16 protein-coding genes are annotated in these 17,340 nt (G+C 71.9%); 12 read left to right on the top strand and 4 right to left on the bottom strand.

Annotation, left to right across the window (positions count from 1 at the left end; all coding sequences use genetic code 11):
* Window positions 1-38: 38 nt before the first annotated feature.
* The 4 genes from ACPXCB_RS07265 (at window position 39) to ACPXCB_RS07250 (ending at window position 3,877) form a co-directional block, all read left to right on the top strand.
* Window positions 39-1,790: an AMP-binding protein gene (locus tag ACPXCB_RS07265; protein WP_425873338.1), complete on the top strand. Its 1,752-nt coding sequence runs from the start codon at window positions 39-41 to the stop codon at window positions 1,788-1,790.
* A complete protein-coding gene (locus tag ACPXCB_RS07260) occupies window positions 1,787-2,683 on the top strand; it encodes a GNAT family N-acetyltransferase (protein WP_425873337.1) in 897 nt (298 codons plus the stop codon). Before ACPXCB_RS07265 ends, ACPXCB_RS07260 begins: the two co-directional genes overlap by 4 nt.
* A complete protein-coding gene (locus ACPXCB_RS07255) occupies window positions 2,673-3,281 on the top strand; it encodes a hypothetical protein (protein WP_425873335.1) in 609 nt (202 codons plus the stop codon). The genes ACPXCB_RS07260 and ACPXCB_RS07255 overlap by 11 nt, the downstream gene beginning before the upstream one ends.
* Before the next feature lie 74 nt (window positions 3,282-3,355).
* The gene (locus ACPXCB_RS07250) at window positions 3,356-3,877 is read left to right on the top strand and encodes a hypothetical protein (RefSeq protein WP_425873333.1); all 522 of its coding nucleotides are present in this window, start codon (window positions 3,356-3,358) and stop codon (window positions 3,875-3,877) included.
* Window positions 3,878-3,970: 93 nt separating this feature from the next.
* On the opposite strand, the gene ACPXCB_RS07245 is transcribed toward ACPXCB_RS07250, so the two are convergent.
* Window positions 3,971-4,267 (bottom strand): hypothetical protein, encoded by a 297-nt coding sequence (locus ACPXCB_RS07245; protein WP_425873331.1) that lies wholly within the window; start codon window positions 4,265-4,267, stop codon window positions 3,971-3,973.
* A gap of 178 nt (window positions 4,268-4,445) precedes the next feature.
* Window positions 4,446-7,535: a patatin-like protein gene (locus tag ACPXCB_RS07240; protein WP_425873330.1), complete on the bottom strand. Its 3,090-nt coding sequence runs from the start codon at window positions 7,533-7,535 to the stop codon at window positions 4,446-4,448.
* Between the two features lie 249 nt (window positions 7,536-7,784).
* Between ACPXCB_RS07240 and ACPXCB_RS07235 the strand changes: the two genes are divergently transcribed.
* Window positions 7,785-10,088: an HAD-IC family P-type ATPase gene (locus ACPXCB_RS07235; RefSeq protein ID WP_425873328.1), complete on the top strand. Its 2,304-nt coding sequence runs from the start codon at window positions 7,785-7,787 to the stop codon at window positions 10,086-10,088.
* A gap of 124 nt (window positions 10,089-10,212) precedes the next feature.
* Here the strand turns inward: ACPXCB_RS07235 and ACPXCB_RS07230 are convergent, their stop codons facing one another.
* A complete protein-coding gene (locus ACPXCB_RS07230) occupies window positions 10,213-11,046 on the bottom strand; it encodes an SGNH/GDSL hydrolase family protein (RefSeq protein WP_425873326.1) in 834 nt (277 codons plus the stop codon).
* Window positions 11,047-11,512: 466 nt separating this feature from the next.
* Here ACPXCB_RS07230 and ACPXCB_RS07225 point away from each other — a divergent pair, with 466 nt between their 5' ends.
* On the top strand, window positions 11,513-12,565 hold the full coding sequence (locus tag ACPXCB_RS07225; RefSeq protein WP_425873324.1) for a S1 family peptidase: 1,053 nt from the start codon (window positions 11,513-11,515) through the stop codon (window positions 12,563-12,565).
* An 81-nt stretch (window positions 12,566-12,646) separates the two neighbouring features.
* On the opposite strand, the gene ACPXCB_RS07220 is transcribed toward ACPXCB_RS07225, so the two are convergent.
* Window positions 12,647-13,597, bottom strand: a complete 951-nt coding sequence (locus ACPXCB_RS07220) for an acyltransferase domain-containing protein (protein WP_425873322.1) — start codon at window positions 13,595-13,597, stop codon at window positions 12,647-12,649.
* A gap of 245 nt (window positions 13,598-13,842) precedes the next feature.
* On the opposite strand from ACPXCB_RS07220, the gene ACPXCB_RS07215 reads away from it, so the two are divergent.
* The 6 genes from ACPXCB_RS07215 to ACPXCB_RS07190 all read left to right on the top strand — a co-directional run bounded on the left by ACPXCB_RS07215 (window position 13,843) and on the right by ACPXCB_RS07190 (window position 17,322).
* Window positions 13,843-14,496, top strand: a complete 654-nt coding sequence (locus ACPXCB_RS07215; protein WP_425873320.1) for a hypothetical protein — start codon at window positions 13,843-13,845, stop codon at window positions 14,494-14,496.
* A gap of 6 nt (window positions 14,497-14,502) precedes the next feature.
* Window positions 14,503-15,093 (top strand): MauE/DoxX family redox-associated membrane protein, encoded by a 591-nt coding sequence (locus ACPXCB_RS07210; RefSeq protein ID WP_425873318.1) that lies wholly within the window; start codon window positions 14,503-14,505, stop codon window positions 15,091-15,093.
* Complete coding sequence (locus tag ACPXCB_RS07205; protein WP_425873316.1) at window positions 15,090-15,635, top strand: hypothetical protein; 546 nt, start codon at window positions 15,090-15,092, stop codon at window positions 15,633-15,635. The genes ACPXCB_RS07210 and ACPXCB_RS07205 overlap by 4 nt, the downstream gene beginning before the upstream one ends.
* Window positions 15,632-16,567, top strand: coding sequence for a peptidoglycan-binding domain-containing protein (locus ACPXCB_RS07200; RefSeq protein WP_425873314.1), 936 nt, complete (start codon window positions 15,632-15,634; stop codon window positions 16,565-16,567). Before ACPXCB_RS07205 ends, ACPXCB_RS07200 begins: the two co-directional genes overlap by 4 nt.
* Complete coding sequence (locus ACPXCB_RS07195; RefSeq protein ID WP_311412517.1) at window positions 16,564-16,737, top strand: hypothetical protein; 174 nt, start codon at window positions 16,564-16,566, stop codon at window positions 16,735-16,737. Before ACPXCB_RS07200 ends, ACPXCB_RS07195 begins: the two co-directional genes overlap by 4 nt.
* A gap of 81 nt (window positions 16,738-16,818) precedes the next feature.
* Window positions 16,819-17,322, top strand: coding sequence for a hypothetical protein (locus ACPXCB_RS07190; RefSeq protein WP_425873312.1), 504 nt, complete (start codon window positions 16,819-16,821; stop codon window positions 17,320-17,322).
* The last annotated feature ends 18 nt before the right edge of the window (window positions 17,323-17,340 follow it).

Here is a 17,340-nt window from a genome sequence, read left to right as displayed (position 1 = left end):
CGTGCGGTTTCGATGAACCCCCCGGCGATCCTGAACACATGAACACTGTGGTCGATGCGCTCGTCGGTAACGCCGACTCGCGTGCCACTCTCACCGTGACCGGGATCGACGCCCGGTCCGACACCTGTCACACCTGGGCCGAACTGCACGACCAGGCTCGGCGAATGGCCGGCGTCCTCGCCACCCGGGGCATCGGCCCGGGTAGCCGGGTCAGCCTGCTCGGCGACACCACGGCCGCCCTGGTCGCGGCCCTGCGGGCGGTGTGGCTGCGCGGCGCCGCCTTTACCGTGCTGCCGCTGCCCGGCCGTACCGAGCGGCAGCCGCACTTCGCCCAGCTGCGCCGGATCCTCGCCGACGCCCGGCCGGCACTGGTGATCATCGACCCCTCGGCGGTGTCCGACGGAGCCACCGAAGTCCCTTCGGAGCTGGCCGGCCCGTCCGGCACCGAGGTGCTGACCCTGGCCGAGCTGGTCACCGCGGCCGACGCGACGCCACCGGCGGAGGTGGTCCATCCCGGACCGGACGACCTGGCCGTACTCCAGTACACCAGCGGCTCGACCAGCCACCCGCGGGGCGTACCCATCACCCACCGCAATCTTGCCGCCAACCTGGCCGCCATCGAGGCGGCCATGGGCGGGCAGGCCCTCGACCCGACGTGCGCCAGATGGCTGAGCTGGCTTCCGCTCTTCCACGACATGGGTCTCATCGGCTTCCTCGCCCTGCCGATGTCACGGGGGTGCCCGCTGGTCCTGCAGGCGTCGACGGCCTTCGCGGTCCGACCGGCCAGCTGGCTCGAGCTGATCAGCCGGCACCGGGCGACCTGCACCGGCGCGCCCAACTTCGCCTTCGGGCTGATGACCCAACTGCTTGAGGCGGGTACCGGGGCGGACCTCGGTTCGCTGCGCCACGTCTTCTCGGGCGCCGAACCGATCGACCCGGTGACGACCCGGCGCTTCCTCGCCGCCGCCGCGCGCCGAGGTCTCGACCCGGACGCGATGATCGCCGCGTACGGTCTCGCCGAGTCGACGCTGGCGGTCAGCTTCTCCACCGTCGGCACGGGTATCGAGGTCGACGAGGTCGACCGCGACCTGCTCGAACGGGACGGTCGAGCGGTACCCGCCCCGGGGGCCTACACCCTGACCCGCCTCGGGCGGGCGGTGCCGGGAACCTCCGTCCGGGTGGTGGACCGCACCTCCGGCACGCCCGTCGACGAGCGGACCGTCGGGCACATCGAGGTGTGCGGACCGTCCGTGATCAGCGGTTACTGGGGTGAGGCGCCCCGGCCGTCGCCCTGGCTGCGGACCGGGGACCTGGGCTACCTGGCGGACGGGGAAGTGGTCGTCTGCGGGCGGGCCAAGGATGTGCTGTTCGCCGCGGGACGCAACATCCATCCGCAGGACGTCGAGGCGGCTGCCGCGCAGGCGACCGGTGTACGGGCCGGCGGCGCCGCCGCGTTCGGCGTACCGGCGCGCCACGGCGACCGTCTCGTCGTGGCGGTCGAGACGCGGCTCGCCAGTAGTGCCGACGTCCGCCGGTCGGTGGCCGTCGCCGTCACCGCGCACGTGGGCATGACCCCGGCCGAGGTGGTGACGCTGGGCCCCGGCGGCCTGCCGAGGACCTCGTCGGGAAAGTTGCGCCGGGCCGAGACCCGACGCCGCTACCTCGCCGGTGATCTCACCGGGACCCGTCGACTCACCTGGGCCGGTGACAACCCCGACACCCGTGGACTCAACACGACCGGCGACCTCACCGCGACCGCCGTATCCCTCGCAGACAGGAGCGCCCGATGACGACAGGCGACAACGTCGTACCCGCCCGCGCGGAACTCGCGACACTGCTGGACGTGCCGGCGGAGTCACTCACCGACCGGGTCTCGCTCCGCGACGAGTTGGCCCTCGACAGCCTGGCCCAGATGCGCGTGCTCACCTGGCTGCAGACCCGGGGCGTCCGGATCGCCGTCGAGCCGGGACTGCCCAGGACGGTGGGCGAGTTGCTGGCGCTCGTGGACAAGGCGCCCCGGTTCTCCGTCCAGATCGGTGGCGGTGGCGGCGGGATGTCGGGGCTTCCCACACGGGTTGCCCGGACGTCCCCGCCCGACCCGTTGGTGCCGGTCCTGGAGACACCGGTGTTCCGCCTGATGCCGGTCACCCCGGACGACGTCGGTTTCCTGTACGCACTCGCCGTGCGACCGGAGACGGGTTTCCGCTGGCGCTACCGGGGATCGGTGCCACCGATAGAGCGTTTCAACGCCGAGTTGTGGAACCAGGTGCTGCTGCAGTTCGTGGTACGCCGGATCGAGAACGACGAACCGGTCGGGCAGGTCGTGGCCTACGGCGACGAGCTGAGTCTGCGACACACCTACATCGGTGCCGTGTTCCAGCCTGCCGTCACCGGCACCGGCCTGGCGGCTCAGGCGGTGGCGCTGTTCGCCCGGCACCTCTTCCACACGTTTCCCCTCAGCAAGATCTACATGGAGATACCAGGAATCAACTGGCCACAGGTGCAGAGCGGGCAGAACCACCTGTTCCACGTGGAGGGGGTGCTGCGTGAGCACGACTACTACGCGGGCCGCCTCTGGGACAAGTACATCTGCGCGCTGTATCCCGAGGACGTCGCGGGTGACGGACTCCTTTTCGGACCCGGCAGGCAACAGAGAAAGAGGGAGGTAGGACATGCGGATTGACAGTGTGCGACAGCGGACCCTGGGGGCCATGGTCACCATGGGGATCCTCACCGCGCTGGCCCCCGCCAGCGCGGCGCTGGCCGCCCCGGCGGTCAACGACGAGTCGAGTGGCGCCGATCAGAACGTTCTGAGAATCGGCGCCAACACCGCCACGGGTGACCGGGTCGTACAGGCCGCGTACGACGAGCTCAACAGCAACCACAAGTTCGAGACCCCGATGGGCTCCAACTGCAACTTCTACTCGAACCACTGGGGTAAGGGTTGCCAGGCCTGGTGCGCCGACTTCGTCAAGTACGTCTGGAAGAACGCCGGCGTCTACGCCTGGGAGAACCTGGACTCCGAGGCCGGCACCACCGCGCGGTACGGGAAGTTCTTCGGTACCTGGCACCCGGGTACCACGTCGGGTATCTACCCCGGTGCCGCGGTGACCTACAACTCCTCCGGTGACCCGACCATCGACTCCGACCACGTCGGTGTCTACGTCGGAGTGGTCAACGGCACGCAGAAGGTCGTGTCCGGCAACTTCAGCAATCAGGTGTACAAGCACAACCTGCACTACGGTGGCGCCCCGTTCGCGGGCTGGACCGGTGTGGGCTGAGCTGAGCCGTCAGAGTCAGGCGGGCGCACCAGTGCGGTGCGCCCGCCGAGCCCCGATCACGAGGGACGATCCGCATGAGAAGAACCTGCCTGCGCCTGCTGCTCGCCGTGGCACTCATCCCACTCGGCGGGTGCGTCGACCCGGCCACCCCGCAGGGCGCCCCGGAGGCCACGGCGGTCCCGAAGGAGACGGCCGCCCCGCCGGTCCCCGTCCTGCGGCTCGGCCAGGAGGCCGCGATCGACCTCTTCGGGAACGGTCTGGCCAGCGTGACCGTGACCGGGGCGGATCTGTCCCCGCGGGCCGCCGGCCGGGAGTACCTGGTCGTCACGGTGGACATCAAGCTGCTGAAGGCCGGCAAACCGGTCACCGGGGGGCCGGAGAACTTCATCTTCCGGGACAACGCCAAGGCGACGCATCCGGCACAGGTCAGCGATCAGGCCGCCTCGCCCCAACTGAGGTCCGTGAACTTCACCACGGTCGGTCAGGCGTCGCACGGCCGCCTCTTCTTCGACGTGCCGACGGGGACGGCCAGCGGCGGCTACGTGCAGCTCGTGACCGGCAACCTCGTGCACGCCGTGTGGCAGACCGCGACGTGACCCGCTGGATCTCGCGGGCGTTCACGCCGCGCTGTCCGGCAGTGGCCATGGCGCCGGCCGGAGCCGGCGCCATGGTGGTGGAGCGGCTCCGGTCTACCAGTTGCAGTTGGCGGCCGGGATCCAGCCGTCCTGCCCCGGCGCCTCGGCCCCGTGGCCGTAGTACCAGGTCTGGATGTCACTGCCGCCGTACATCGAGTGCACGCGGAAGCCTCGCCCGGGGCTCAGGGTGCGCAGCGTGTTGCCCCAGGGCTGGTCGCGCAGCCAGGTGGCCTGGTTGGTCACGCAGATGTCACCAGGGCCGTCGCTGGCGGCGGCCGGCGCGGACACCGTCGCCGATCCCGCGGCGACGACGGCCATGACCGCCAGCACGCGTACAACGTTACGCTTCATGCGTTTCCTCTCGATCGGGTGCCTTGCGAGCCATCGATTATGCCCAACGCCTCTGACATGACAAGCCGGGCATCCCGAGCAGCAGGTCCCGGTCCACCGATGCGGTGGTGGGCGACTTCCCGGCTGCCGGAGGTGGTGCTGATGCGTACCGCATGGGAGCCGGTCGTCGGCCGCCGGCCTACCTGCGCGTGCGGCGGTCGGAGCGCCGGGGCTGGGCGCGGGCGACCCACCAGCCGAGCAGGACGATGAGGAGCGTGACCCCGAGCTTGATCGAGAGGCTCCAGATCAACGCCGTGCCGTTGCGGTACCAGTCCCACCAGAGCATTCCGCCCAGCGCGAGCAGCGCGACGAGCGCCGCTGCGACCAGGCGCAGGCCGACGGGCCTGGTCCGGGGCGAGAGCAGGGCGGCGGCCGAGAACCCGGCCAGTAGCAGGAGGACCGCGAGCAGGGTCAGCGCGATCGGCACTGCGGGCACCAGCAGGGATACGGCCAGCAGCACGGCGCCGGCCGCGACGGCGATCTCCACTGCCCGCGTGCCCATCGCGCTGCGGCGGGTGAGCAGGGCGACCATCGCCCAGACGGCGAGTGCGTAGCCGCGGAAGGCGGAGAGCACCACGGCCAGTGGCCTGGTGCGCGCCGTGTCGCCGGCGACGTTGGCGAGGACGGTGGCGGTGTGCGACGTGGTTCGGGCGAAGGTGTCGCTGCCGATGTCACCATCGATGCGTTCGCCGCCGATCTGGGCTGCCTCGTTCCACAGCCGCCACAGATCCTGGGCCGGCATCTCCCGGCCGGCCTTCCGGTCGGCGGCGTCGAAGGACGCCAGCCAGGCGGTGCTCGTCCTGGCCCGATCGGTGCCCTCGGCGCGTACCGCGGCGGCGAGGCCGGGTAGGTCCTCTCTGAGCACCGAGGTCTGGATCGGTCGGGCGATGGCTCTGGTGCAGGCGCTCAACGATCGGGCGTCGGGGTCGCCGAGGATCTGTTGCGCCTCGCGTTCGCACGCCGCGCGGTCCCGCGCCCACTGGTCGGCCAGCCACCCGCGGTCCGGCGATCCGTCGGGAACCGCGCACCGCTCGAACGCCTCCATCAACCGGTCCACCGCCTCGGCCTGGGCTGGCCGGGGCCCGGCGCAGGGCGCTGGTCCGGGTGCCAGCAGACACTGCCGTAGTCGCTCCGGCGCCAGCAGGATCCGGATGAGCTGTTCGACGGCGTCCATGCGGCCGTGCAACCAGTCGTTGAGGCGCCACGAGCCGCGGTAGAAGGCGCCGAAGTGGTGCAGCTGGATGCCGGTCAGCAGGTCCGGGTGCAGCGAGGAGACCTTGGCGAGCTCCACCTCCTGCTCCGGGTCCTGACTGGCGCTGGTGAAGGCGAGCTGTACGACGTCAAGCCGCAACATGTTCCGCAGGACGGTCTCGTCGGCGGGCCGCATCGGGACGAGGAACCGGTGGAGCGCGGCGAGCCGCTCCGTCCACTCGCCATCCGGATCGAGCACGTCGTTGCCTGCCTCGCTGACCGTCCGCAGGGCGGGGGCGACCTCGCGAAGGCTCCGGGCCAGTTCGAGGGCCTGCCGGTGGAGTCGGGCTCGGCGCACGCCGTCACCGGGGACGGGCAGGGCGTCCCACGCCGCCAACGCCGCGGCGAGCCAGCGTTCGAGGTCGGGCAGATTGTCGGCCGTCCGGTTCAGCGAGCCCCGGCGCCTGGGCATCGGATCGATGCCGTACCGCGCCGGTCCCGTTGGTGCGGTGGACCAGTAGCGGTTGAGGTCGTTGCGGTCTGCGTGGATCTCCTCCAGGGTGGCGGCTGCCTGTTCGCGGCAACGCACGATCCTCGTTCGCTCCGGCGTACCGAGGTGGGCCAGCCACACCGATCGTTTGAGCAGGTCGACGGTCATGTCCGCCAGGCGCTGGACGGTGGTCTGCCCCCAGTCCCAGCCGGCTCCGGTTCTCCCGAGCGCTTCCGCGAGGGGGCCCTCGGGGACGAACGCCATCCGTTGCCGCCGAAGCGCGGCGAGCAGTTCGTGCCCGCTCCACTGCTCGGCGGGTCGGCCGCGCTGCCCGATCGCCAGTAGGGGAGCGATCGTGGTGGCCGCGTTCTCGACGCGCACCTCCAGGTACGCCGGCCACGCCCCGTCGGAAAGCTGCTCGGCGACGCCGATCATCGCCGTCGCGAACCGGTCCCGGGCCCGGCGGCGCATCCGCACGGTGGTGTTGCGGCTGCGGATCTCGGTGAGTTCCCGGGAGACGGAGTCGGTGGCCCGTAGTCGGGTGAGGACTCCGAGCAGCACCTCGCGGGCCGACGGGAGCGGCATCCCCGCTCCGGCGGCGTCCGCGTGCGGGGCGGCCGGCGAGTCGGCCGCGGGGGAGGGGCAGAGCTGCTCGCCCGGATCCGGGGCGACGTACGCGAGAACCCGGCGCACCTGGAAGCCGGCGGTCTGCCGGTACACCGCCTCCAGGGCTGGGCGGATCGGCTTGTTGAGCAGCACTCCGCCGTCCACCACGTGCTGCGCGTCGCGGAAGTTCGACCGACCCGCCGCGGATTCCCACCGCAGGTCGCTGCCGGGATCTCCGGGGCGCACCCGTACGAAGTGCGGCTCGAACGCAGCCGGGAACGACGACGTGCACCGCGCGGCGGCGGCCAACTCGTCGAGGACGGCGTCGGCGGCGAGGTCACCACTGACCGGTCGGCCGTCACGGTAGCCGGCCCGGAGGTCGGCGAACCGGAAGGTGGCGTCGTGATCGGTCTCGGTGATCCCGACACCCAGGTCGTCGGTGAACGTCGTGGACCTGCCCTGCCAGAGCGTCCCGGTCAGCACCAGCTCGATCGGCACCCGTTCATCGTCGGTCCGGCCCGACGGCGCTCCGGTCGAGATGACCTTCTCCAGCGCGTCCCGCACCTTCGGAAGGAAGTAGTCGTCCCCCTTCAGCAAGGACCTCGGACGGCGCGTCAACGGGTCGCGCAACAACCGGTCCAGGCTGCCGTGCTCGTGCCACAGGTCCCGCATGACGGACAGGTCCCCGCCCCTGGCCAGGCCCAGCGCGAGGAAGGCGCCGTTGAGACCGCCCGCCGAGGTGCCCGAGATGACGTCGACGCGAACGTCCGCCCGGAGCAGATCCAGCAGCGACGCGTACGGCGACTCCGGGTCCGTGCGTGCCGCGGCCAGGCGGGAGACCTCGAGGGTGACGCCGCTGATCCACACCGCCAGGCTGACTCCACCAGTCATCACCACGGCAAGGCGGATGTCCTGCCGGTCGGCTCTGTCGCCGGAGGACACCGGCGGCTCCTGGTCCTCGCCCGTCTCCGCCACTGCTACCCGGCGGTGAGGGCAGGCGAGGGCATGATCGCTCGGGCGGATCGTCCGTACATGTCCGACATGGTATGCCGGGTCGGCGGATCCGCAAAGCACGATCACGTATCCGGATCCGGGTCGGGCTCGTTGGTCGTGCCATCGGATGTCGTCGAGGGCGCACGCCTCGGCTCATGCGCCGAAACAGGAATGGTGGCCTGACGTGGGGCGTGACACGTGCACCAGGGGCTGACGAGTGCGCAGGTTGCTGAGCGGGTCGCGAAGGGCTCGGTCAACACGACCGCCCGCCGGAGCAGCCGCACGTTCGGACAGATCCTGCGCGCCAATCTGCTGACCCGATTCAACGCGATCATCGCGGTGCTCTGCGGTCTGATCCTGGTCTTCGGCCAGCCGATCGACGCGCTCTTCGGCTCGGTGATCGTGGTCAACAGCGCAGTCGGTGTGATCCAGGAACTGCGGGCGAAGCGGACCCTGGACCGGCTCACCCTGCTCACCGAGGCGCCGGTGCGTGTCCTGCGGGACGGCCGTGAGGTTTCGATCCGGCCGGGTGAGGTGGTCGTCGACGACCTCGTGCTGCTGGGGCCCGGAGAGAAGGTGCCGGTGGACGGGGTGGTCCGGGAGGCCGACGGGGTCGAGATCGACGAGTCGTTGTTGACCGGCGAGGCGGATCCGGTCGGGAAGCGGCGCGGCGACAAGGTCCGGTCGGGCACCTTCGTGGCCGCGGGCAGCTGCCTGCTCGCGGCGACCGGGGTCGGCGAGAAGGCGTACGCGGCTCGGCTCGCCGCCGAGGCCAGCCGCTTCGAGTTGACGGACTCCGAACTCATGACGGCCATCAACCGGTTGCTCCGGCTGGTCACCTGGATCATCGTGCCGATCGGCGGGCTGCTGGTCGTGCGGCTGTTCACCAGCGGGGCCAGCGTCTCCGACGCCGTGGTGGGCAGCGTCGCGGGGGTCGTGCCGATGATCCCCGAAGGGCTCGTGCTGATGACGAGTGTCGCCTTCGCGGTGGGAGTGATCCGGCTCGGCCGGCGCCGGTGCCTCGTGCAGGAACTGCCGGCGGTGGAGGTGCTGGCCCGCGTCGACACGCTCTGCATCGACAAGACCGGCACGCTCACCGAGCCCGGCATGGCCTTGCGCGAGGTGCGGCCGTACGACGGCGTTTCCCCCGGTGTCGCGCGGGCGGCGCTCGCGGCGCTCGCCCGCGCGGAGGCGAAGCCGAACCAGACCATGCGGGCCATCGCAGACAGCCTCTCCGCCGACGGCTGGCACGCGGACGAGACCGTGCCGTTCTCCTCGGCACGCAAGTTCTCGGGCGCGTCCTTTCCGGAGCACGGCACCTGGCTCGTCGGTGCGCCCGACGTGCTGCTGCCCGACGACGACCCGGCCCGACGCGAGGCCCAGGAACTCGCTGCGACGGGTCGACGGGTACTGGCCCTCGTGCGGTCGGCCACGCTGACCAGCCGCGACCGCAGGACCGCCGCCCTCGTCATTCTCGAACAGCGGATACGGGCCGACGCCCCGGACATGATCCGGTACTTCGCCGCGCAGGGCGTCGACGTGAAGGTGATCTCCGGCGACGATCCGGCCGCGGTGGGCGCGATCGCGCGGCAGGTCGGCATCCGGTCAGCTGATGCTTCAGCCGACGCGCGCTCGCTGCCGCAGGAGCCGGACGCGCTCGCCGACGCCGTCGCCGGCCACACCGTCTTCGGCCGGGCGACCCCGCAACGGAAGCGGGAGTTCGTGGCCGCCCTGCACGCGCGGGGTCGCACCGTGGCGATGACGGGCGACGGGGTCAACGACGCGCTCGCGCTCAAGGACTCCGACCTGGGCGTCGCCATGGGCTCCGGTAGTCCTGCCACCCGGGCGGTCGCCCAGGTGGTCCTCCTCGGCGACAACTTCACCGCGCTGCCGCACGTGCTCGCCGAGGGACGCCGGGTGCTGGCCAACATCGAGCATGTCGCGAACCTGTTCCTCACCAAGACCGTGTACGCGGCGCTGCTCGCACTGCTCGTAGGCATCGTCCAGGTGCCGTTTCCGTTCCTGCCCCGGCACATCACCCTCGTCGGGACCCTGACGATCGGCGTGCCCGGCTTCTTCCTCGCGCTCGCCCCGAACAGCGGACGGGCGCGACCGGGTTTCGTTCCCCGCGTCCTGCGGTTCGCCGTTCCCGCCGGTGCCGTAGCCGCTTCCACGACGTTCGCCGCGTACGCCGTCGCGCGGTCGAACACGGCGTCGAGCCTGCGGGCGGACCGCTCCACCGCCACGCTCACCCTGTTCCTCGTCGCGTTCGCGGCACTCGTCGTCATCGCCCGGCCGTACACCCGGTGGCGACTTGGCCTGTTGGCGGTGATGGCCGGCTGCTTCGCGGCCGTGGCCGTGCTGCCCGGCTTGCGGCAGGTCGCCGACCTCACCTTTCCCGAACCGCGCGACACCCTCGCCGGGCTGGGACTCGCCGTGCTCGGCGCCGCCGTCCTCGTCGTGCTGCTGCGGCTCGACCGCTGGCTGACGAGGGTCGGCTGAGCGGATTGCCTTCCGACGTCGAAGGACGAGGCCAGCCAGGTGGGGGCATCCGGACGTCGGGATGGGGCGAGGTCTCCGGTAGGGGCTGTTCGGCGGGAACAGGCCCGAACCGGAGACCTCGCGGCTACGCCTTGGCGGCGGCCTTCTTGGCGGTGGCGGACTGGCCGACCGCCTGGGTGAACACCGGGAGGTAGCCGAGGGACTGCCCGGTCGCCATCGGGTGGTACGAGTTCGACAGGTTCAGGATGTCGACGGAGTGGATCCACTTGTTGCCGCTGCAGATCTGGTGTCCGACGAAGATGCCGCGTACGTCCGCGAAGGTGAATCCGGCGCGGGCCGCGGCGGCGGCGATCAGGCTGTCGGCCAGGTTGATGCCTTCGTTGACCTTCGCGCGGGCCGCCTCGCCGATGCCGAGGCAGACCGTGCCGAGCTGGTAGAAGACCGGGTAGCTCAGCACCACGACCTTCGCGTTCGGGGCCTTGCTGCGGATCGCGGCGTAGGCCCGGTCGAGCAGGCCGGGGAGGTTCGCCCGGGCCTGCACCTGGGCCGCGTCCACCGCGGCGATGCAGGCGCTGGAGCCCTGGAGGGCGCAGGTGCTCATGATGGTGCCGAACCCGGCGTCGTTGCCGCCGATGGTGATGCTGACCAGGGTGGTCTGTGCGCTGAGCGCGGCGACCTGGGAGTTGATCACGTCGGTCGTCTTCGCGCCCCCGCAGGCCACCGACTTGTAGGAGGCCGGCGCGTTGGCCGTCGCCCAGAGAGCGGAGAACGCCTTGGTGCTGCGCTTGCAGGCGCCGCTCTCCGTGGTGTAGCTGCCGGCGCCGACACCTGAGGCGTACGAGTCGCCGAGCGCCACGTAGTGGTGGCCGGCGGCCTGCGCCGGGCTGGCCAGCCCCACTACCGCGAGTGTCGCGGAGAGGACGCCTGCGAGCAGGCTCAGCGTTCGGGATCTGGTCATGTACCCCTCCAAGGTCCACCGGTTGGTGAACGATTAATAGCACTACATCGATGTCTAGGGATAGGTGCAGATCGACTCGATGTGGCGATCGGGTGGAACTGAGGGGTGGGCTCGGCGCGCGGTGCCGGCCCGACGGCCGTCGGGCCGGCACCGGTTTTTTCGATGTTGCGGCCGTGTCCCGCCATCCGGTCGTGGTGGGTGGCGGGAGCCGACCGGTGGGTCGCGGGCCGGGCTTGCTGACCTGCCACGTCGCGGCGAATAGCGACTAATCGCCGCAGGCGCCACTCGTCGGGCTCTCCGGACCCAAGGTATGAGAAGCGGCCGAGTCAGGCCAACCATCACTCTTGCAATCAATACGAGACCTATGAATAGATCGAACGCCTCCGGTCGGGTGAGCCTCACCAACCGATCGGGTGCCCGGGGCTACCTGACAGGCAGCCCGTGCTCAGCTCCATGGAGGTACCACATGCGACACTCCGGGTCTTCGCTGCGCCGCGTCACCGCACTCTCGGTGGCCGGCGCGCTGGTCGTCGGCACGTTGACCAGCAGTCCCGCTCAGGCAGCACCCGCGACGCCCGCTTCCCCCGACCAGGCCACCGCGCTCGCCGCCGCACTCGGCGACCGCTCCGGCGGGGCGTACGCCGGGGCCGACGGCGCCATGGTCGTCACCGTGACCGACGACGCCGCTGCCCGCAAGGTCCGCGCGGCCGGCGCGACCCCGAAGCTCGTCGCCCGAGGTGCGAAGGACCTCGCCCGGGCCACCGCCGCGCTGGACAGCGCCGCGCGGGTGCCCGGCACCGCCTGGTGGACCGACCCGGCGACCAACCAGGTCGTGGTCTCCGTCGACAGCACGGTGACCGGCGCGAAGCTGGACCGCGTCGAGGCCGTCGCGGAGCGGCTCGACGGCACCGTCCGCATCCAGCGGGAGGCCGGCACCCTCAGCACCCGGGCCGCCGGTGGCGAGGCCATCTACGCCGAGGGCGGCGGCCGCTGCTCGCTCGGCTTCAACGTCCGCAGTGGCGACACCCACTACTTCCTCACCGCCGGGCACTGCACCGACATCACCGCCAACTGGTACGCCGACTCCGGGCAGGGCAACCTGCTCGGCACCGGCGGCACCGGCAGCTTCCCCGGTAACGACTACGGCATCGTGCAGCACACCAACCCGGCCGCCGCCGACGGCAGCGTCTACCTCTACGACGGCACCACCCGCGACATCACCGGCGCGGCCGACGCCTTCGTCGGGCAGTCGGTGCAGCGCTCCGGCAGCACCACCGGCCTGCACGGCGGCGCGGTCGAGGCGACCGACGCCACGGTGAACTACGCCGAGGGCAGCGTCAGCGGGCTGATCCGCACCACGGTCTGCGCCGAGCCGGGCGACAGCGGCGGCGCGCTCTTCAGCGGAAGTACCGCCCTGGGCCTGACCTCGGGCGGCAGCGGCAACTGCTCCTCCGGCGGAACCACCTACTTCCAGCCGGTCACCGAGGCGCTGAGCGTCTACGGAGTGGAGATCGTCTGACAGGCGCCACAGCAGCGGGGCCGCCGGACACCGGCGGCCCCGCTGCTGTTCTCAGGCCGCCGATCCGGCCGACAGGTGTGGCTAGAACGGGAAGCGGCCGCGGCGCCACCGCCAGTGGCGGCCGGCCTTCAGGTGGTCGACGACCGCGCGCTGGAGCACGGTGCGGCGCGGCAGCTCGTCGAGCGGCGTGGTCAGGGTGCGGAACACGAGCCGCAGCACCTCGACGTCGGCGTCCAGCCCCTCGGGATCCGGATCCTCGTGGGGCTCCAGCGCGAACCTCCGCTGGAACCGGGCGATGTGGGAGCCCTCGGGCAGGTACTCCAGCAGCTGCGGATCCAGCAGCCACGAGCCGCAGGAGAACGCCGTGTAGCGCTCGTCGGGGAAGTGGCGCGGGAAGAACGCCCGGGCCTCGTCGAGCGACGCCGTGACCGACTCCGGGGTCAGCGGCCCCGACTCGGGGATGTGCAGGGCGATGGTGGTGTCGCCGCGCTGGTGTTGCAGCCGGCCCAGCTCGTAGAGGCCGCCGCGGGCGTGCAGCGTCAGCCAGCTCTGCATGACCGGCCAGCCCTCGCGGCGCATCCGCCGGTCGATCGCGAGGTTGCGGCCCAGGTCCGCGAGGGTCGCCCACGAGACGACGCCGGCGATGCCGTGCTCGCGGTGGTACCCCCTGACGACGTCGACCAGGGCCAGGTACGCGTACACGTAGAGATGCCGCCAGGCGGGGCCCCGCTCGCGCGGCAGCGCCGGACCGGGCGGCAGCCAGCCGTGGCCCCCGAGGTCGGCGCGGACCAGGGCGATCGACCGGTCGAGCAGCCAGCGCAGCTCCGGAGTCCACAGCGGCGAGTCGGGATCGGGCCAGCCCGCCATGATCTCGGCGGCATCGTCCGGCCGCACCGCGAGCCGGTCGAGGAGCGCGGGCGCGTCGGCCCTGGCGGGCAGCGGGGCCGACGGCCGGTCGCCGGCGAGCCGGTGCAGGCGGTCGATGTCCTCGACGGGTACGCCGAGCCGGGCGGCGGTGTCGTCCAGATCCACGCGGAAACCCTACCGGCCGGTCGGCGTCTTCCCTGGCCCGTACCGCTCGGGCCGGGCGGCGCGCGTCCGCAGCGTCGGCGCGCCGGGCCGGGACTGTCACCATCCCGTGACGGCAATCGACCTTGTCATATATTTACAGACCCGTATACCGTGCCGTTGGTAAGTTCCGGACCCGGACGAAGGGCGGGCGCATGGCAGCCAGTGGGGCGCCGGTGACGCATCGGGCGATCGACCAGGGTCGGTTCATGCTCGATGGCTCACTCGACCTGAGCGCACCGTTCACCTCCGTGGCCGACGTGACGATCGGCGGCCGACTGCACGAGTTCACGGCCGGCGCGGTCGGGCTCGCGGACGACGTGGCCCGCACGCTCGGCGTCGAGACGTTCGACGAGGAACTCACCTACCAGGGCGGCACGCTGGCGACCGCGCGCATCCGGTCCTACGACCCGCAGATCCAGCTGGCCGAGGAGCGGCTCGTGGCGGTCTGGCGGGGAAGACGACACTGCTTCTTCACCGAGATGTACGGCGCGTCGACCACCGATCTGCTCGGGGCGTTGCGGACCCTGCGCGTCGAGGAGCACGACGACGGGCTGGCCCTGCGCCCGACCTCCAAGACCGGGGCCGAGTTCGCCGAACCCGCCACCGTCCTCAAGGAGATTCCCGGGCTCGGCCTGCTGGAGATCGCACCGCTCACCAAGCAGCGCGCCGGACAGCTGCCCTCCTGGCGCGGCCTGCAGACGCGGGCGGGCGAGCTCTTCCGGGACGTCCTGCCCGACGGGCAGCCCTACTTCGTACTGGCCGCGGCGGACGCCTGGCTCAGCCTGGTGCCGTTCGGCGACACGGCCGTGGAGCAGGTGCCCACCCTGGTCGACCGGCTCCGCGTCCAGACGGTCCGGTAGGTCGGGATGTCCGGGCTGCTGGCCGGCGTGGCCACGTACACCGTTCTGTTCACCCTGCTCGTCAGCACCGCCGAGCACCTGTCACGGCCAGCGGCGCTCGCCCGGGCCCTGGCCGCGCACCGGGTGCTTCCGGCTCCGGTCGTGGTCGCCGTCGTCGCCATCGCCGGCGAAGGACTGCTCGCCGGCGCCGGGATCGCGGCGCTGCTCCACCCCGCCGGCGAGCGCCTGCTCGTCGCCGTCCTCGTCGGCAGCGGCGCGCTACTCGCCCTCTACGCCGGCTACGGCCTGTACGTGCGGTCGACCGGGCGCGCCGGGTCGTGCGGATGCTCCCGGGTGGAACTGCCGATGACCGGTTGGGTGGTGGCACGGGCGGCGATCCTCGCCGGGCTGGCACTGCTCGCGCTGTTCCTGTCCGACTCGATCGTCGCGCCGGACCGGGCCGACGCCGCACTCGCCGTCGTGCTGCTGGCCTCCGCCACGTTCACCACGCTGCTGTGGCACCTGCCCGCCGCGATGTACGAGCCGGCGACGGCGACAGCCGGGCGGCCCACGACCCGCCGGTCCATCGGCACGACAGAGGGAGGCCTTGCCGGATGAGCTTCCAGACCAGCGCACTGATCCTGAGCTGGATCGCGATACTCCTGCTGGCCTTCACGGTCTCGGGCCTCGTACGCCAGGTGCACGCGCTGTCGAGCGGGGCGGTCCAGCGCCGTCCCGAGTCGGTCGGGCTGCGGCCCGGCGCACCGGCCCCCGGATTCGCCCGGCTGGCGCCGGCGGCCCCGACGGTTCCGCTGGTGCTGCTCTTCCTGGAGCCCGACTGCGGGACGTGCACCGAGGTGCTGGCCGAGGCGGGCGAGCACGCCCGCCCCGGCCTGGAGTTCCGGGTCCTCTACCGGGAGGACCCCCCGGCGCGGGCGGCGGAGCTGCCGATCACCGTGCTCGGCGGGCAGGCGGAACTGTTCGAGCGGTACGACGCCCTCGCCACGCCGTTCGCCACCGTCGTCGACGCGGCCGGGCGGGTGCTCCGCGCCGAGCCGATCGGCTCCCGGGCGGCACTGCACCGCCTGCTCGACGAAGTCGACAGCCCAGCCGGCGGCCCCGCACCGGCGGTCGCCACGAATCAGGGAGATCGGGCATGACCGGTATCGACACGGTGCCCTGGTTGCGCGGGGACGACCCCGGGACCGGGGCCGCCGTCCGGCGGGTGCCGGTGCAGCCGGGCGGCCGCGGGCGCGCGGGATGGGCGCTGTCGCGACGCACCCTGCTCCGGGCGGGCACCGCGGTGGGTATGGCCGCGCTCAGCGTGTTCCCGGCGGCCCGCCGTGCGTACGCCGACGGCTACACGATCTATGCCGGGTGCCCGACGTACGCCAGCGACCACAACTGCTCACCGGGGTGCGGCCCGAGCACGATCTTCGCCGACTCCTGCAACACCAGCGGGACGTACGTCGGATTCCACAAGAACGACGGCGTCACCTGGATCCTGCGGCCGAACCAGTGCTACGGCGGCACCTACGACGGCTGGCTGTGGGCCTACAACGGGGCGTGCGGCGCCTGCGCCTGCTCGGTCGAACGCCGGTGCCACGACGGCTACAAGAAGACCAGCTCGGGCTGGGTGAAGTCGATCTGCCGCTGGAACACCAGGTGCGGATGCCTGGGCACGCCCAGCTGGCCCACCACCCAGCGGAGCAACACCGGGGTGAACGTCTACACCGTGCAGCACCTGCTGACCGCCCGTGGGTACGCGACCGAGATCGACGGGATCTTCGGTGGCGACACGGAGGCGAAGGTGAAGAGCTTCCAGGCGGCGGCCGGCCTCGGGGCCACCGGTGTCGTCGACGCGACCACCTGGCCGAAGCTCGTGAGCTCGGTCCGCTCCGGGAACAGCGGCCACGCCGTCAGCGCGGTGCAGCGCCAGCTGAACAGGCGCGGCTACGCGCTGGTGGTCGACGGGTCCTTCGGCCCGGCGACGGACAGCGCGGCGCGCGACTTCCAGCGGCAGAACGGGCTCACGGTCGACGGGGTCGTCGGGGTCAACTCCTGGCGGACGCTGACCGGCGCCGCCGTATGACCCGAACGCTGCCCGGGCACGCCCGGGCGGCACTACGCCGGGCCGGCGACCCTCTCGTACCCCTGCTGCTGCTCGCCGTCGGTGCGCTCGCCGCCGCCGCGTACGGGCACGTACTCACCTGGGCGATGATCGGAGGGCTCGCGGGTTACACGCTCTCCGGTTCCGTTTGAACGCACAACAGCGCGCACGCGCTGGCCTCGCCCGGGTGGCGGGATCGAGATCGGCAGGGCGTCGTCCTCACCCTGTTCGTCGTGGGGTTGATCGTCGGCGGCCTGCTCAGCGGATCGGTGTTGGGGTTGCTCTCCGGCCTGTCCGCTCCCTTGCCCGTCCCGTGGCGGTACGCGGGCATCGTGGCGGTGGCGGTGCTGGGGCTGCTCCGCGAGGTGGGTCTGGTGCCGATCCGCCTGCCGCAGAACGCCCGGCAGGTGCCGCAGGACGTGCTCCAGCGCAGCCTGCGGCGTGGGGCGCTGCAGTTCGGCTTCGAGATGGGCACCGGGGTGCGCACCTACGTCTCGGCGAGCGCTCCGTACGTGCTGGCGGTCGCTCTGCTCCTCGGCGGCCAGCGGCTGCACGTCGCGATGCTCGCCGGGATCGGATTCGGTGTCGGACGCGCGATGACCCCGCTGGCCCGCCGCGCCGCCGGCACCGGCGACAGGTGGGACGCCGACCTGCGGGTACGGATCCGGACGATCACCGTCACGGCGGGCGTCGTGCTCGTGGCCGCCCTCGGCCTGCTGGCCGTGCGGCAGTTCTGAACGCGGCGCGGCGCCACG

Source organism: Micromonospora sp. DT62, from assembly GCF_049847285.1.
Taxonomy (GTDB): Bacteria; Actinomycetota; Actinomycetes; order Mycobacteriales; family Micromonosporaceae; genus Micromonospora; species Micromonospora reichwaldensis.
This window is presented reverse-complemented; position numbering and strand designations above follow the sequence as displayed.

Bases quoted from the DNA above. Each gene is read 5' to 3' on its own strand.
- ACPXCB_RS07265 (WP_425873338.1), top strand. From the start codon at position 39: ATGAACACTGTGGTCGATGCGCTCGTCGGTAACGCCGACTCGCGTGCC.
- ACPXCB_RS07260 (WP_425873337.1), top strand. From the start codon at position 1,787: ATGACGACAGGCGACAACGTCGTACCCGCCCGCGCGGAACTCGCGACA.
- ACPXCB_RS07255 (WP_425873335.1), top strand. From the start codon at position 2,673: ATGCGGATTGACAGTGTGCGACAGCGGACCCTGGGGGCCATGGTCACC.
- ACPXCB_RS07250 (WP_425873333.1), top strand. From the start codon at position 3,356: ATGAGAAGAACCTGCCTGCGCCTGCTGCTCGCCGTGGCACTCATCCCA.
- ACPXCB_RS07245 (WP_425873331.1), bottom strand. From the start codon at position 4,267: ATGAAGCGTAACGTTGTACGCGTGCTGGCGGTCATGGCCGTCGTCGCC.
- ACPXCB_RS07230 (WP_425873326.1), bottom strand. From the start codon at position 11,046: ATGACCAGATCCCGAACGCTGAGCCTGCTCGCAGGCGTCCTCTCCGCG.
- ACPXCB_RS07225 (WP_425873324.1), top strand. From the start codon at position 11,513: ATGCGACACTCCGGGTCTTCGCTGCGCCGCGTCACCGCACTCTCGGTG.
- ACPXCB_RS07215 (WP_425873320.1), top strand. From the start codon at position 13,843: ATGCTCGATGGCTCACTCGACCTGAGCGCACCGTTCACCTCCGTGGCC.
- ACPXCB_RS07210 (WP_425873318.1), top strand. From the start codon at position 14,503: ATGTCCGGGCTGCTGGCCGGCGTGGCCACGTACACCGTTCTGTTCACC.
- ACPXCB_RS07205 (WP_425873316.1), top strand. From the start codon at position 15,090: ATGAGCTTCCAGACCAGCGCACTGATCCTGAGCTGGATCGCGATACTC.
- ACPXCB_RS07200 (WP_425873314.1), top strand. From the start codon at position 15,632: ATGACCGGTATCGACACGGTGCCCTGGTTGCGCGGGGACGACCCCGGG.
- ACPXCB_RS07195 (WP_311412517.1), top strand. From the start codon at position 16,564: ATGACCCGAACGCTGCCCGGGCACGCCCGGGCGGCACTACGCCGGGCC.